This is a genomic window from Mesorhizobium sp. M1A.F.Ca.ET.072.01.1.1, assembly GCF_004023325.1.
In the GTDB taxonomy this organism is placed as follows: domain Bacteria; phylum Pseudomonadota; class Alphaproteobacteria; order Rhizobiales; family Rhizobiaceae; genus Mesorhizobium.
In genome coordinates this window covers 1-13,914 of the sequence record NZ_RZSF01000171.1, presented here as the reverse complement: position 1 = coordinate 13,914, position 13,914 = coordinate 1, and the positions used below count along the sequence as shown (strand labels likewise).

Genomic DNA, 13,914 nt, shown 5'->3' with positions numbered 1-13,914 from the left:
GCGGCGGCGGCTCGTGCAGCCAGCGCCAGGCAAAGAAAGCCGAGAGCGCGGAGAGAGCCGCCAGCAGGCCGAAGACGGCGGCGAAGCCGAAGCCCAAGGCTAGCCACGGCAGGACGAGCGCGCCGAGCCCGCCGCCAAGCGGCACCGCCGTCTGCCTGATGCTCATGGCGAAGCCGCGCTCGTCTTCGCCGAACCAGCCCATGATGGCGCGGCCGCTGGAGCCGTTGACGCTGCCGCCAAGCAGGCCGGCAACGAGCAGGCTGGCCGAAAGCAGCACGACACCGGGAGCGGCTATTTTCGTCGGCACGACGAGGATTGCCATGGCAAAAAGCCACACGGCCGTCGCGCCGAGCCCGGTCAGGAGCACGCGGCGGTCGCCCCAGCGGTCGGTGAGCACGCCCCAGGGCAACTCGCTGAGCGCCACGCCGAGGCCGAGCAGACCGAGCGCAGCGCCGAGCGAGGCATTGTCGAGATGGTAACCCTGGCGCATCACCACAGCGGTCGCCGGGATGCCTGAGAAGGTAGCCGAAAAGCCGGCATTGGCGGCGACGCCGATGCCGAGCACCTTCCATCGATGGCTGGGCCCGAAGGCGCGGCCAGCCGAAGCGGCGGCGCCTGCCGCGGACCGCCGGCAATCGTTGCGAGTTACGATGGCGGACATGATCTCGTATTCCCTCTGCGCCGGTCGATCGGTCTTGACCGGTCGGATGTAGCGCCATAGCTTCATCCAGAAAATCAGCAAGTTTTTAATCGATAATCCTGAAAATAAGGACGATCTCATGCGACGCGTCACATTCGACCTCGACGTGCTCAGGACCTTCGTCACCGGCATGGAGCTTGGCAGTTTCGCCAAGGCGGCCGAGCGGCTCGGCCGCTCGACCTCTGCCGTCAGCGCGCAGCTGAAGAAGCTGGAAGAACAGGCGGCGACTCCGGTCTTCCGCAAGGCGGGGCGCGGCCTGGCGCTTACCGAAGCTGGTGAAACGATGCTCGGCTATGCGCGGCGTCTCATCGAGCTCAATGACGAGGCGGCCTCAGCTATCCGCGACGTCGAGCTGGAAGGCTGGGTGCGGCTCGGCCTGCAGGAGGACTTCGGCGAGGCCGTGCTGCCGGAGGTGCTCGGCCGGTTTGCCCGTGCGCATCCCAAGGTCCGGATCGAAGCGCGGATCGGACGCAGCCATGAGCTCGCCGAGCGCGTCGTCTCAGGCAGCCTCGACATCGCGCTGGCCTGGCACGACGGCACGATCCTGCCCTACAGCCGGCATGTCGCCGACGTGCAGGCGCGCTGGATCGGCCCGGCGAAACCGATGCAAGCCGGCCACGATGGTGAAGCGCTGCCGCTGGTGTTGTTCGAGGCGCCGTGCCTGCTGCGCACCGTGGCGACCGAGACGCTCGACCGCGCCGGCCTCACCTGGCGCATGGCGTTCTCGAGTCCCAGCCTCGGCGGCATCTGGGCGGCGGTCGCGGCGGGTCTCGGGCTGACGATCCGCACCGATATCGGCCTGCCGGCCACTGTCAGGGCGATCGCGCCGGGCGTGCTCGGCCTGCCGCCCCTGCCGACGATGGCGCTGCATCTGCACCAGAAGGATGTCGAGCTCGATCCGGTGGCGGCACGGCTGGCAGAGATATTGCTGGAGGCGGCGCTGGATACGCTGCCGGAGGGAGCGCGAATCGGTAAGGGGTTGCGAGCGGTCGCGTAGGTTCCAAGCCATTCTTCATCCTCGAGCGGAGCAAGGAGCGAAGCGACACGGCACAGACCCGTGGATGACGACGGGAGGGGGCGCTGCCCACCCTTTCCCAAAAAGGGCTCAGCGCTTCTTCGCCCGACCCGCGAAAGGATTCTCCGACGTGCGCAACGCCATGCGGATCGGCACGCCGGGCATGTCGAAAGCCTCGCGCAGGCTGTTCGAGAGGTAGCGGACATAGGATTGCGGCATCACGTCCGGGCGCGAGCAGGAGACGACGAAACCCGGCGGCCGGGTTTTTGCCTGCGTGACATATTTGATCTTCAGCCGGCGGCCGGCGACGGCGGGCGGCGGATGATGCGCCAGAATGCCTTCCAGCCAGCGGTTGAGCTTGCCGGTCGAGACGCGGCTGTTCCAGACCTTGTGCGTCTTGATGACGGCGTCCATCAGCCGATCGAGGCCGCGCCCGGTCTCGGCAGAGACCGTCACCGCCTGAATGCCGCGCACTTGGGGAAGCAACCGCTCGGTCTTTTCGCGCAGCTCGGCCAGAAGCTCCTGCGGGTTGTCGATCAGGTCCCATTTGTTGAAGGCGATCACCGGCGCGCGGCCCTCGCGAATGATCAGGTCGGCGATTTGCAGGTCCTGCTTCTCGAAGGGGATGGTGGCGTCGAGCACGATGATGACGATCTCGGCGAAGCGGATAGCGCGCAGGCCATCCTGCACCGAAAGCCTCTCGAGCTTTTCCTGGACTTTGGACTTGCGCCGCATGCCGGCGGTGTCGAACAGCTTTATCCGGCGGCCGCGCCAGTCCCAGTCGACCGAGATGGAATCGCGGGTGATGCCGGCCTCGGGTCCGGTCAGCAGCCGCTCCTCGCCGATCAGCGCATTGATCAGCGTCGACTTGCCGGCATTGGGGCGGCCGACCACGGCTATGCGCAGCGGCTTGGTCTCGTCATAGGCCGGCTCGGCGTCGGGGTCGGCGATATCCTCGCCGATCAGCACCTCGCTCACGGCGATCTCGTCGCCCGGCTGTTGCTCGTCCTCGCCGAAGGCGCGTTCCTCGCCGAGTGCCGCGATCACCGCATCGCGCAGATCGGGCATGCCCTGGCCATGCTCGGCCGAGACGGGGATCGGCTCGCCGAGGCCGAGTTCCCAGGCTTCCAGCATGCCGCCTTGCGCGCCTCGCGCTTCCGCCTTGTTGGCCACCAGCACCACCGGCTTGCCGGATTTGCGGACCACGTCGGCGAAGGTCCGGTCGTCGGGCATCAGGCCCGACTTGGCATCGACGGTGAAGAAGATCAGGTCGGCCTCGCGGATGGCGATCTCGGTCTGCTGGCGCATTCGGCCGGGCAGCGTCGAGGCCGCCGCATCCTCGAAGCCGGCGGTGTCGATGACGTCGAAGTGAAGATCGTAAAGCTTGGCGGCATGGACGCGACGATCGCGCGTCACGCCCGGCGTGTCGTCGACAAGCGCCAGCTTCTTTCCCACCAGCCGATTGAAAAGAGTCGATTTGCCGACGTTAGGCCGGCCGATAATGGCGACTTTGAACGTCATCCGGGGTCACGAAGCGTTGCCCGACCCGCGGATCAGCTCGGACATCAACTGCGCCCGCTGGCGCGCATTGCGCGGGGCGCCGTCATCCGAAGCGATCTGGTCGAACAGTTTCAGCGCATCCGCCGACTTGCCTTCCTTCCAGGCGGCAAGGCCGAGCGCCTCACGCGCCGAGCTGCGCAGCGGATTGGTGTCGGCGGTGAGCGCCTCGACACGGCTGGAGACATCGGCAAACGAGCCGTGGTCGACCAGCAGCAGCGCCGCTCTCAGCCTCGCCATGTCGCGGATGCCTGCGGGAATGGCGCTGTCGGCCGCGACCGCATCGAAATCCTTGACGGCGGCGTCGACGTCTCCCTTGTCGGCCTTGACGGTCGCCGCCCGCATGCGGGCGAGCAGCGGATAGGCGCCATAGCCATCCTTTTCCAGCTGATCGAGAGCGGCGATCGCCTCGTCGTTCTTGCCGTCATTGGCGAGCTTGAGCGCCTGCGAGAAGGCATCGCCCGACCGGTTGGCGCGGGTCTCGTCCCAGTAGCGGTAGCCGACGAAGGCGGCAGTCGCCACCACGATCAGGATCGCGGCACCGAGCAGGGCCGGACCAAAGCGGTCCCACAGCGCCTGCGCCTGCTCGCGACGAATCTCTTCGTTGACTTCGCGGATAAAACTGTCGTCCGACATCAATCAAAAACCATTGCGGCCCCGGAACGGAGCGCTTCTTGAGCCCCGCGTTTTAGCGAAATTTCGTCGGCATGGAAGGGGGATCGCCGGAAAATCGGCGGAGACTCCCAGTGCCCCACAGGCCTTGCCGGAACGCATCGATGCTACATTTGGGCGATAGACGGCTTTCCTACAGCCCCAAAGGTTGCCCAAAAGGTTGCCAGTGCCACGTTCGTTCCGCGCCCTTGCGTTCAGCCTCGCCTGGCTTGGCTCCGTTGGCACGGGGCTTGCCGATCCGCCGAAACCGATGGCGGCGAAACCAAAGCAGATCGTGCTTATCTCCTTCGACAGCGCACGCGAGATCTCGCAATGGGAGCGCAGCCGCGCGCTGGCAAAGCGCACCGGCGCGCATTTCACGTATTTTCTGTCCTGCGTGTTCCTGCTCTCGCCGAAAACGCGCGCCGAGTACGTCGCGCCCGGCAAGGGTGCCGGCAAATCGAATATCGGCTTCGCCGCCTCGGAGCAGGATGTCGCGGACCGGCTGCAACAGATCGGGCACGCGGCCGCCGAAGGTCACGACATCGGCAGTCATGCCTGCGGACATTTCGACGGCAAGGGCTGGAGCAAGGCCGACTGGCTGGCCGAGTTCTCGGCGTTCGGCCGCGTCCTCGAAAACGCCTATGCGATCAACGGCATTTCGCCCGAGCCCTCTGGCTGGCGTGAATTCGCCCGCCATGCCGTGATCGGTTTTCGCGCGCCGTACCTCTCGACCGGCAAGGCGCTTTACGAAGCGCTGCCCGAGGCCGGCTTCCAATATGACGCAAGCGGTGTCTCGAACGGCCCTGCCCTGCCGCGCGCAAAGAACGGCACCACCCGCTTTGCATTGCCGCAGATTCCGGAAGGGCCGAGGTCGAAGCGGGTGGTCGCCATGGACTACAACCTCTATGTCCGCCATTCGGGCGGCTTCGAGAAGCCGTCGATGGCGGGCGAGTTCGCCGACCGCGCCTATCGGGCGTTTCGCGCAGCCTTCAATGCGCAATACAACGGCAAACGACTTCCGCTGGAGCTCGGCTTCCACTTCACGCAGATGAATGCCGGCGCCTACTGGAACGCGCTGGAGCGCTTTGCCGGTGAAGTCTGCGTCATGGAGCAGGTCGAATGCATCAGCTTCCGCGACTATATCGAGCGGCAGCGCGGCAGCCTGAGACAGGCGGCGGTAGGCGGCTGAGCCGCCACCATGCGATCCAGTTCAGGCCGGATCCTCCGCGCTCTGCCGAGCGAGATAACGCTGGTCGATGTCCGGCAGCGGCTCACCTTCCAGCGTCGCCTCGAAGGCGCGCAGGCGCTTGTGCACCGACTGCAGCTCGACGATGGTCGACCAGGAATTCAACAGGAACTGCAGCGAATTCGTCACCTTGCCGAAGGCGTTCGAAATCTGGTTCAGCGCACCGAAGGTGATCTTGTGCGCAACCAGCGAGGGCCCGAGGATCAGCAGCGAGAAGATGTTGTCGGCCTGCAGATAGGTGTACCGGACGACGTTGAAATAGATGTAGTGGAAATAGAGCCTGAAGTAGTTTCGGCGCACATTGTCGAACAGTTCCGTCGTCGTCGCCGGCTGCGCCCGGTCGGGATGATCTTCGCCGTAGACGAGTTCCTTGCGATAGGCGGCCTCGACGCGCTGGTTGCGGAACTGGAGGCCCGGCAGCTTGATGCCGGCGAGCATCACCGAGGCCGTGCCGAATATGCACCACCCCAGCGCGGCAACGACCAGGGGCTGCGGCACCGCGCCCAGGATCGGCAACTCGGTGATGTGCGCTTGCAGCTGGATCATCACCGGCAGGAAGGCGATGAGGGTCATGATCGACTGGACGAAGCTCGAGCCCAGGTCCTCCATGATCTGCGAGAAGCGCATCGTATCTTCCTGGATGCGCTGCGAAGCGCCCTCGATGTGGCGCAGCCGGCCCCAGTTCGCCATGAAGTAGTCGTTCATCGCCGTGCGCCAGCGGAAGATCCAGTGGCTGACGATAAAGGCGTTGACCACCTGCACGTTCATGCCGACCAGCGCCAGCCAGGAGAAGTCGGCCAACCCCCTGTAGAACTCGATGTCAGTTGATGGCGTCGTTCCCGACATCAGCCCCTGGACATAATCGAAGAAAGGTCCGTACCAGTTGTTGACGGCGACGCTGACCTGCACGTTGAAATAGATGAAGAAGAGAATGACGGCGGTCATCAGGATCGACCAGTTCTGCCACGGATGCGGAGCATACCAGCTCCAGAACGCGTAGAAGATCGCCACACAGGCCACGAAGTACATGTAGAACCACAAGAACGGCTTCGACCATAGAACCGCGATGCCGATGATGGGCGGCGCACCCGCAGCCGCCGGCGGCATGCCGAGGATGGCGCCCAGCTGTTCGCCGCCGAAGAACCAGAACAGGATCGCCGCAAGGCTCCAGAGGGCGGCCGAGGTGAAGAAAAGCTTCGGCTGCGGGAAGAAGGATACGAACACTGTGGCGGGGTTTCTCGGTCTGACCGCAAATCAGCGGCGTTGCTGTTCGGCGGGCATAAGGTCACACATTACTGGGAAAGAAAATGCCCGGCCCGGCGCCCGGCACCGAACAAGACCACAAATCATGGCGATTTTGGTGCAGCCGACCAGGCAACGACGCCGGAGACCAGCAGAGCGGCAGCCGCCATCGTCGAGGCGAGCACATAATTGCCCGAGGCCTGGGCGAGCAAGCCGGCGGCAATCGGACCGATGATCTGGCCGAGGCCGAAGGCGGCGGTCATCACCGCGAAGGTGCGGCGCGGCGCCTGCGGCGCAAGCTGCCTTGCCGCCTGCAGGCCGAACGCGGTGATGGCGATGAACGTGCCGCCGAGCAATATAGCAGCCAAAAGCGGCCCACTGAAACCTTTGATGACGACGCTGGCGATGACGCCGACCACTTCGACCATGCAGCTCACGGCATAGGCCGTATAAAGCCCGATCCTGCCGGCGAGCTTTTGCCAGAACCAGGTCGAGGGGAAGCCGGCAAGACCGGCGATCATCCAGACCGAGGCCTCGAAGACACGTCCGCCGCCGTCCTGGCGAACGATGGCGACCAGAAAAGTGGCCGTCACCACATAGCCCAAGCCGAACAGCCCATAGGCAAGGATTATCTTCGTCAGCGATCTATCCTTCGGCAACGCCGGTTCAGGCCCATCGACGCCATTGGCGGGCGTGGCGGAGCCCGCGAGGATCGCGACGAGGAGCAGGCCGACAGCGGAAATTGCTCCCGACCATAGCCAGCCCGCGGGCCAGCCGGCATGGGCCGTGACGAGGATGGCCAGCAGCGCCGAGGACGCCGCAATGCCCAGGCCGACACCGCCGAAATGCAGCGCTTGCAGATCGCCGCGGCCTGCCTTTGCAAGATGGCTGAAGACGATCGACGACATGAAAACCATGACGAAGGCGCTGGCCAGGCCGGCGAGAAAACGAATGGCGAGGAAAGCGGCCATCGTCTCGTTCAGTCCCATCAGAGCTGCGAGCACGGCGCTCGCGGCAAGGCTTGCGAACATCAGCAGACGCTCGCGGCCATGCGCCCAGCCGCCGGCTGCGGCAAGCGCGCCAATGAGATAGCCTAGATAGTTGGCGGAAGCGATCCAGCCGGCGTCTGCCGGCGTCAGGTGCAACTCTTCCATCATGCCGGGCAGGATCGGGGTGTAGACGAAGCGGCCGATGCCCATGGCGACGGCGAGAGCCGTCATGCCGGCGAGGGCAAGGCGCAAGGGAGATGGCGAAGCGGCTTTCATTGCAGCGCAGCATAAATGTGTGCACGTGCGAAACAATGCGATTGCGTTGGGCCAGGCCGGCTTGGCCCGCCTTCAGCGGCAAGCCGTCTCGTACACCGTGCGGCCGGCCGTGAGCCGGAACGGCATATCGCCGAGCTCGCGCTCCGACATGGCGTCCAGCACCGGATGCGACAGAGGATCGACCGTCCAGCGGGCGATCTCGCCGTCCTCCTGCCAAGCCTGTCTTGGCTCAGCGCCGGAAAGCCCCTTCAGCAAAGAGAAAATCTTCATCGACCTGTTCCAAAGCCCGGTTTGCTTCGCTAGAATCCGCTTTTCTTTGGCACGTTTCAATTGAGATTTGGAACCAGCCAGTTTAGAAAAACTGGATGACGATCCTGAACCGTGTCCACCTCAATGGCTTGCGTGCCGTCGAAACCGTTGTCCGCGTTGGATCGCTTGCCGCGGCGGCTGCCGAACTCAATGTCTCGGTCAGCGCCGTCAGCCAGCAGATCAAGCGCACGGAAAACCAGCTGGGGCAGGCGCTGTTCGAGCGGACGTCCGGCGGACTCGTGCCGACGGAATTCGGGGTCGTTTTCACGGCCCGGCTGAGCGCCGGCTTCCGCGAGCTTGCGCAAGCGGTGGCGTTGGCCGGCGAGGCAACGGAATGCACCCTGGTTGTGTCGGTGGCGCCCGCCTTCGCCTCGAAATGGCTGTTGCCCAGGCTGTCGCGGCATTTTGCCCGCCATCCCAACGTGCTCTTGCGCATAGACGCTTCAGGCAGGCTCGCCGATCTCGACCATTCCGATATCGACATTGCGATTCGGATGGGCGACGGCGCTTGGCCGGGAGTAAACGCGGAACTGCTTTTGGCGCAGGAAGTGTTTCCGGTCTGCGCACCAGCGATCGCGGCCAAGCTGAACTCGATCGAGGACCTGGCGCGGACCTGCGCCATCACCGACGAGCGGGCAATGATCAGCTGGGATAGCTGGTTCAAGGCGGCCGGCGTCGAGCCGGTCACTTTCCAAAAAGGCGCGCGCTTCACCGATCCGATGCTCTGCCTGGAATCTGCAATCGCCGGCCATGGCGTGATGCTCGCCTGGCAATTGCTGACCGCCGATGCGCTGGCCGATGGCCGGCTGGTCGCCCCCTTCGGGGTGCGAGCTGAAAGCGGGCTCGGCTACTGGATGGTGACCTCGGCCACCAAAAGCGAAAGCCGAAAGGTGCGCGACTTCAAGGCTTGGGTCCGCGAGGAGATCGAAGCGACCATGGCGCAGATCCGGGCGCTCGACAGCGCCGCCTGAGCTCGTTTGAGCATGATCTTGTCCGAACACCGCCATGCACTTTTCGCGATCATGCCTGGAGGCCCAGTTGATCGCGGTGGAAAGGCCAGGCGCAGCGGTCTATGTAAGGACCAGACCCCAAAAACATGGCAGGCAGGATCATGACCACACATTCGCGCGGCGTCTCGGCAACCATCGACCCGGTGAAGCTCGACAGGCTGGCCGAAGTCGCCGTCAAGGTCGGGCTGCAGCTGCAGCCGGGACAGGACCTGGTGCTGACGTCCTCGATCGCGGCGCTGCCGCTGACCCGGCGCATCGTCGAGCATGCCTATAAGGCCGGCGCCGGGCTGGTGACGCCGATCTTCAACGACGACGAGATCACGCTGGCGCGTTTCCGCTATGGCGCCGACGCCGGCTTCGACCGCGCCGCCGGCTGGCTTTACGAAGGCATGGCGAAAGCCTTCGCCAACAATGCGGCGCGGCTTGCGGTGCGCGGCGAGGATCCGTCTCTGCTGTCGGCGCAGGACCCGGCCAGGGTGGCGCGCGCCAACAAGGCGAATTCGATGGCGTACCAGCCGGCGCTCGAAAAAATCACCGGTTTCGACATCAACTGGAACATCGTCGCATATCCGGATGTTGCCTGGGCTCGCCAAGTGTTCCCGGGCGAGCCCGACGATGTTGCGGTGGTGAGGCTCGCCGACGCGATCTTCTCGGCCTCGCGCGTCGATGTCGAGGATCCGATCGGCAACTGGAAGGTGCACAACGCGGCCTTGGCCGAGCGCACGAAATGGCTGAACGAGCACAATTTCGACGCACTGCATTTCACCGGACCGGGCACCGACCTCACCGTCGGCCTGGCGGAAGGTCATGAGTGGATGGGCGGCGCTTCGACGGCGAAGAACGGCATCACCTGCAATCCGAACATCCCGACCGAGGAAGTCTTCACCACGCCGCATGCGAGGCGCGTCGAAGGCCATGTTTCCTCGACCAAGCCGCTCTCCTACCAGGGCACGCTGATCGACGAGATCTCGGTGCGCTTCGAGGTCGGTCGGATCGTCGAGGCCAAGGCCTCGAAGGGCGAGGACGTTCTGAAAAAGGTGCTGGACACCGACGAGGGCGCGCGCCGGCTCGGCGAAGTGGCGCTGGTGCCGCATTCCTCGCCGATCTCGAAGAGCGGGCTGCTGTTCTTCAACACGCTGTTCGACGAGAACGCCGCCTGCCACATCGCGCTGGGACAGTGCTATTCGAAGTGCTTCGTCAACGGCGCCTCGCTCAGCCAGGACGAGATTGCCGAGCGCGGCGGCAACAAGAGTTTCATCCACATCGACTGGATGATCGGCTCGGACAAGATCGACATCGACGGCGTCGGCAAGGACGGCAGCCGCGTGCCGGTGATGCGCAAGGGCGAGTGGGCCTGAGAGACCCGACGCGGAGACAGCCTTGGACGTAGCGGTAAAGCGCGTCTACGACGCGTCGGAGAGGAGCGACGGCCAGCGGGTGCTTGTCGACCGCGTCTGGCCGCGCGGCGTCTCCAAGAAGGACGCCGCGCTGGACCTTTGGCTGAAGGAGATCGCGCCGAGCACCGAACTGCGCAAATGGTTCGGGCATGATCTCGAACGATGGCCGGAGTTCCAGAAGCGGTACTGCGCCGAGCTGGACGGCAACGAGGAGGCTGTGGCGCAGCTGCGAGAACTGCTGCGCCACGGCAAGGTGACGCTGCTCTTCGGCGCGCATGACGAGGCGCATAACAATGCGGTGGCGTTGATGGGGTATTTGCGGAGGGAGTAACCTCTCTCTCGTCGTCATCCTCGGGCTTGACCCGAGGATCCATGCCGTGACTGTCACCGAAGGACGCAACGGAGCAGAACTCTTAACCGCACAACGCTCTAGCGTCGCGGCATGGATCCTAGGGTCTGCGCGCGCCGCTTCGCTCCTTGCTCCGCCCTAGGATGACGAGGGGATAGTGTGCCGCGCCTGCCGAATCCTACTTCACCGCCTCTTCATAAACATCCGGCTTGAAGCCAACCAGGATGCGGCCACCCACCTCCAGCACGGGGCGCTTGATCATGGTCGGCTTGGCCAGCATCAGCGCCTTGGCCTTCTTCTCGTCGAGCGCTTCCTTGTCCTTCTCCGGCAGTTCGCGAAAAGTCGTGCTGCCCTTGTTGAGCAGTCTCTCCCAGCCGACCTTATCGACCCAGCCATTCAGCCTTTCCGCCTCGATCCCTTCGGCGCGATAGTCATGGAAGCGGTAGGGAAGGTCGCGGCTCTCCAGCCAGACGCGCGCCTTCTTGATCGTGTCGCAGGTGGTGATGCCGTACATGGTGATCGTCAATTCGGACCTCGGGCCGATGGATTGCGAATCTGGCCGAATCCTAGGCTTGCCTTGCCCGCTTTGCCAGCGTGACTACGTGAAGACGATTTGGCGCTCTCCATGGCGGCCGGAATATCATCTTGGCCGCCGTGTCTGATTTTCAGATCCTGCAACGAAGATTCGGAATGCCAGACGCCGATCGCCTTCAATAGTAGAAGCGCTCTTCGCTGATCTTGCCGTTCTTGACCGTATAGAGGCCAACCTCATCCATTTTGACGCGTTCGCCGGTAGATTTGGGCGTCACGTCAAAGGTGAAGCGCAAGGCGAACTGGTCGCCATTGACGTAGGGGCCCTCGATCGAGCCGCCGTGAACCTCATGGTTCGCTTCCCACCATTCGCCCTTCTGCTTTACGGCGTCCCTGCCGCTGCAAACGGCCATGGGCCCTTCCATCGCCTCGTAGCTGACGATGTTGTCGGCATTGTATTTCGCGGCAGCGCCGCGGTTGTCGCCCTGCTTGAGGAGTTCGGTGAAATGCTTGGCGACTTCGGCAGTGGTCATGATTTCCTCCCGGTTTGGACAGACCCCAGATAGGGAGCTCCCTCGTGACCTGCCATCGCCGAAGCGTCGGTAGCTGACAAATCGTGTCAGGATCGAATGCCGGTCTGCTAATAACACCCGCGCTCGATCGCCAGCCGGCGCACCAGCGCCAGCACGGTGTCGATGGCCGGCGTCGGCTGGCCGGTCAGGCGGCCAAGCTCCTGCACTGCCGTGACCAGCGCGTCGACCTCCATCGGGCGGCCGCGTTCGAGGTCCTGCAACATCGAGGTCTTGTGCCCGCCGACATCGCCGGCGCCCTTGATGCGCCGGTCGACGGGGATCAGGAAGCGCACGTCGAGTCGCTCGCCAATCGCCTGCGCCTCCAGCATCATGGCGCGGGCGACGGCCCGCGTGCCTTCATCGGCGACGATCGCCGCAAGCGTGCTGCCGGTCAGCGCCGAGATCGGGTTGAACGAGAGATTGCCCCAAAGCTTCACCCAGATTTCCGACCGTATGTCCTCGCGGACCGGCGCCTGCAGCCCGGCCTTGACCATCTCGCGCGCCAGCACACTCACCCGCTCGCTTTTTTCGCCCGAAGGCTCGCCGAGCGAAAAGCGCGTGCCCTCGACATGGCGGATCCGCCCGGGCGCATCGACCTCGACGGCCGGATAGACGACGGAGCCGATGATGCGCTCAGGCCCGATGGTCTCCCAGATCTTTCCGCCGGAATCGACCGCATCAAGCCGCGTGCCTTCGAGCGCGCCGCCGGCCTTGTAGAAGTACCACCAGGGCACGCCGTTCTGCATGGTGACGACGGCTGTCCCCTCGCCCAGCAGCGGTGCAATCTCGTCCAGCGCCGGCGCCAGAGAATGCGCTTTCAGCGCCAGCACCACGTAATCCTGAATGCCGAGTTCTTCGGCCGTGGCCGCTGCTCTCACCCGGGCGATCGTCTCCTTGCCGTCCTCGATCAGGCGTAGGCCATCGGCCTGGATCGCTTCGAGATGCGCGCCGCGCGCGACGATCGACAGATCGACGCGGCCGGCAATCGCCAGCTTGGCGGCGAGATAGCCGCCGATGGCGCCGGCGCCGAAGACTGTAATGCGCATCAGCCCAAACCGAGCTTTGCCGCGAGGCCGATGCGCTGCAATTTGCCGGTCGCGCCCTTCGGGATCTCGTCCAGGATCACCACCTTGCGCGGCACCTTGAAATCGGCGAGCCGAGTCGCGGCAAAGCCGCGAATGTCGGCCTCGCTGGCGCTCTGGCCTTCCCGCAGCACGACAGCGGCAGCCACTTCCTCGCCGAGCTTGTCATGCGGCATGGCGAAGGTGACGACCTGCGCCACCGCCGGATGATCCATCAGGACGCCATCGACCTCGAGCGGAGAGATCTTTTCGCCGCCGCGATTGATGATCTCCTTCAGCCGGCCGGTAACGCGCAGATAATTGTCCTCGTCCAGCACGCCCTGGTCGCCGGTGTGGAACCAGCCATGCGCGAAGGCGCTGGCGTTGGCGTCCGGATTCTTCTCGTAGCCGGCGGTGACGTTCGGGCCGCGAATGACGATCTCGCCGATCTCGCCGGGCTCGAGCAGCCTTCCATCCGGCGCCATGACGGCCACTTCCGGTCCGGCCGAGGCGCCGACGCTGCCCGGCTTGCGCGGTCCGGGTGGCAGCCGGTTGGACGCCATCTGGTGCGCAGCCTCGGTCATGCCGTAGGCCTCGATCACCGGACAGCCGAAAGTCGCCTCCAGCTCTGCCATGACCTGCGCCGGGAGTGAGGCCGACGACGAGCGGATGAAACGCAGCTTCGCTTCGGCCAGTTGCTCGGGATTGCGCGCGGCGCGCGGCAGGATCGCCTGGTGCATCGTCGGCACCGCCGTATACCAGGTTGGCTTCGCTTCGGAGAGCCATTGGAAAAAGCGCAGCGCGTTGAAGCCCGGCGTGCAGAAGACGCTGGCGCCGGCGGCGAGCGAGGACAGCACCGCCGCGATCAGCCCGTGGATGTGAAACAGCGGCATGATGTTGAGGCAGCGGTCGGCCGAGCCCAGGCCCAGCGTGGCGCCGATATGCGCGGCCGAAGCTGGTGCCGCTCAGCCACGCCAACCTCGCCGCCTCGGCCGCGACGTAGTGC

Annotated in this window: 14 protein-coding genes and 1 pseudogene; 5 read left to right on the top strand and 10 right to left on the bottom strand. The window is 64.8% G+C overall.

Annotation, left to right across the window (positions count from 1 at the left end; translation table 11 throughout):
* A partial coding sequence (locus EOA32_RS21945) for an MFS transporter (protein ID WP_145971333.1) occupies window positions 1-661 on the bottom strand: 661 nt, incomplete at its 3' end.
* Window positions 662-779: 118 nt separating this feature from the next.
* Here EOA32_RS21945 and EOA32_RS21940 point away from each other — a divergent pair.
* A complete protein-coding gene (locus EOA32_RS21940) occupies window positions 780-1,697 on the top strand; it encodes a LysR substrate-binding domain-containing protein (protein WP_128372873.1) in 918 nt (305 codons plus the stop codon).
* Window positions 1,698-1,805: 108 nt separating this feature from the next.
* Here the strand turns inward: EOA32_RS21940 and der are convergent, their stop codons facing one another.
* Together der and EOA32_RS21930 are read right to left on the bottom strand one after the other, a co-directional pair.
* Window positions 1,806-3,236, bottom strand: a complete 1,431-nt coding sequence (gene der / locus EOA32_RS21935) for a ribosome biogenesis GTPase Der (protein WP_128372872.1) — start codon at window positions 3,234-3,236, stop codon at window positions 1,806-1,808.
* Window positions 3,237-3,242: 6 nt separating this feature from the next.
* Entirely contained in the window at window positions 3,243-3,908 is a 666-nt protein-coding gene (locus tag EOA32_RS21930) for a tetratricopeptide repeat protein (protein WP_066999055.1), read from the bottom strand.
* Window positions 3,909-4,110: 202 nt separating this feature from the next.
* Between EOA32_RS21930 and EOA32_RS21925 the strand changes: the two genes are divergently transcribed.
* Window positions 4,111-5,115 carry a polysaccharide deacetylase gene (locus tag EOA32_RS21925; protein ID WP_128372871.1) on the top strand — a complete coding sequence of 335 codons (1,005 nt, stop codon included), beginning with the start codon at window positions 4,111-4,113 and terminating at the stop codon, window positions 5,113-5,115.
* Between the two features lie 21 nt (window positions 5,116-5,136).
* Here the strand turns inward: EOA32_RS21925 and sbmA are convergent, their stop codons facing one another.
* From sbmA to EOA32_RS21910, 3 genes are all read right to left on the bottom strand, one after another.
* The gene (gene sbmA / locus EOA32_RS21920) at window positions 5,137-6,396 is read right to left on the bottom strand and encodes a peptide antibiotic transporter SbmA (RefSeq protein ID WP_066999060.1); all 1,260 of its coding nucleotides are present in this window, start codon (window positions 6,394-6,396) and stop codon (window positions 5,137-5,139) included.
* A gap of 122 nt (window positions 6,397-6,518) precedes the next feature.
* Entirely contained in the window at window positions 6,519-7,679 is a 1,161-nt protein-coding gene (locus EOA32_RS21915; protein ID WP_066999062.1) for a YbfB/YjiJ family MFS transporter, read from the bottom strand.
* Window positions 7,680-7,751: 72 nt separating this feature from the next.
* Window positions 7,752-7,949 (bottom strand): hypothetical protein, encoded by a 198-nt coding sequence (locus EOA32_RS21910; RefSeq protein WP_066999065.1) that lies wholly within the window; start codon window positions 7,947-7,949, stop codon window positions 7,752-7,754.
* A 95-nt stretch (window positions 7,950-8,044) separates the two neighbouring features.
* Between EOA32_RS21910 and EOA32_RS21905 the strand changes: the two genes are divergently transcribed.
* The 3 genes from EOA32_RS21905 (at window position 8,045) to EOA32_RS21895 (ending at window position 10,726) form a co-directional block, all read left to right on the top strand.
* Window positions 8,045-8,959: a LysR substrate-binding domain-containing protein gene (locus EOA32_RS21905; protein WP_128372870.1), complete on the top strand. Its 915-nt coding sequence runs from the start codon at window positions 8,045-8,047 to the stop codon at window positions 8,957-8,959.
* A gap of 140 nt (window positions 8,960-9,099) precedes the next feature.
* On the top strand, window positions 9,100-10,356 hold the full coding sequence (locus EOA32_RS21900; protein WP_128372869.1) for an aminopeptidase: 1,257 nt from the start codon (window positions 9,100-9,102) through the stop codon (window positions 10,354-10,356).
* A 22-nt stretch (window positions 10,357-10,378) separates the two neighbouring features.
* Entirely contained in the window at window positions 10,379-10,726 is a 348-nt protein-coding gene (locus tag EOA32_RS21895; protein ID WP_066999070.1) for a DUF488 domain-containing protein, read from the top strand.
* 196 nt (window positions 10,727-10,922) lie between these two features.
* Here the strand turns inward: EOA32_RS21895 and EOA32_RS21890 are convergent, their stop codons facing one another.
* From EOA32_RS21890 to EOA32_RS21875, 4 genes and pseudogenes are all read right to left on the bottom strand, one after another.
* Complete coding sequence (locus EOA32_RS21890; protein WP_095827066.1) at window positions 10,923-11,270, bottom strand: ArsC family reductase; 348 nt, start codon at window positions 11,268-11,270, stop codon at window positions 10,923-10,925.
* 184 nt (window positions 11,271-11,454) lie between these two features.
* Window positions 11,455-11,808 (bottom strand): nuclear transport factor 2 family protein, encoded by a 354-nt coding sequence (locus EOA32_RS21885; RefSeq protein WP_066988871.1) that lies wholly within the window; start codon window positions 11,806-11,808, stop codon window positions 11,455-11,457.
* A 107-nt stretch (window positions 11,809-11,915) separates the two neighbouring features.
* A complete protein-coding gene (locus tag EOA32_RS21880) occupies window positions 11,916-12,893 on the bottom strand; it encodes a 2-dehydropantoate 2-reductase (RefSeq protein ID WP_128372868.1) in 978 nt (325 codons plus the stop codon).
* Window positions 12,893-13,864 (bottom strand): annotated as a pseudogene (locus EOA32_RS21875) (AMP-binding protein); the annotation flags it as partial. The pseudogene EOA32_RS21875 and the gene EOA32_RS21880, both read right to left, overlap by 1 nt.
* Window positions 13,865-13,914: the final 50 nt, after the last annotated feature.

Bases quoted from the DNA above. Each gene is read 5' to 3' on its own strand.
- der (WP_128372872.1), bottom strand. From the start codon at position 3,236: ATGACGTTCAAAGTCGCCATTATCGGCCGGCCTAACGTCGGCAAATCG.
- EOA32_RS21885 (WP_066988871.1), bottom strand. From the start codon at position 11,808: ATGACCACTGCCGAAGTCGCCAAGCATTTCACCGAACTCCTCAAGCAG.
- EOA32_RS21915 (WP_066999062.1), bottom strand. From the start codon at position 7,679: ATGAAAGCCGCTTCGCCATCTCCCTTGCGCCTTGCCCTCGCCGGCATG.
- EOA32_RS21900 (WP_128372869.1), top strand. From the start codon at position 9,100: ATGACCACACATTCGCGCGGCGTCTCGGCAACCATCGACCCGGTGAAG.
- EOA32_RS21910 (WP_066999065.1), bottom strand. From the start codon at position 7,949: ATGAAGATTTTCTCTTTGCTGAAGGGGCTTTCCGGCGCTGAGCCAAGA.
- EOA32_RS21880 (WP_128372868.1), bottom strand. From the start codon at position 12,893: ATGCGCATTACAGTCTTCGGCGCCGGCGCCATCGGCGGCTATCTCGCC.
- EOA32_RS21940 (WP_128372873.1), top strand. From the start codon at position 780: ATGCGACGCGTCACATTCGACCTCGACGTGCTCAGGACCTTCGTCACC.
- EOA32_RS21905 (WP_128372870.1), top strand. From the start codon at position 8,045: ATGACGATCCTGAACCGTGTCCACCTCAATGGCTTGCGTGCCGTCGAA.
- EOA32_RS21930 (WP_066999055.1), bottom strand. From the start codon at position 3,908: ATGTCGGACGACAGTTTTATCCGCGAAGTCAACGAAGAGATTCGTCGC.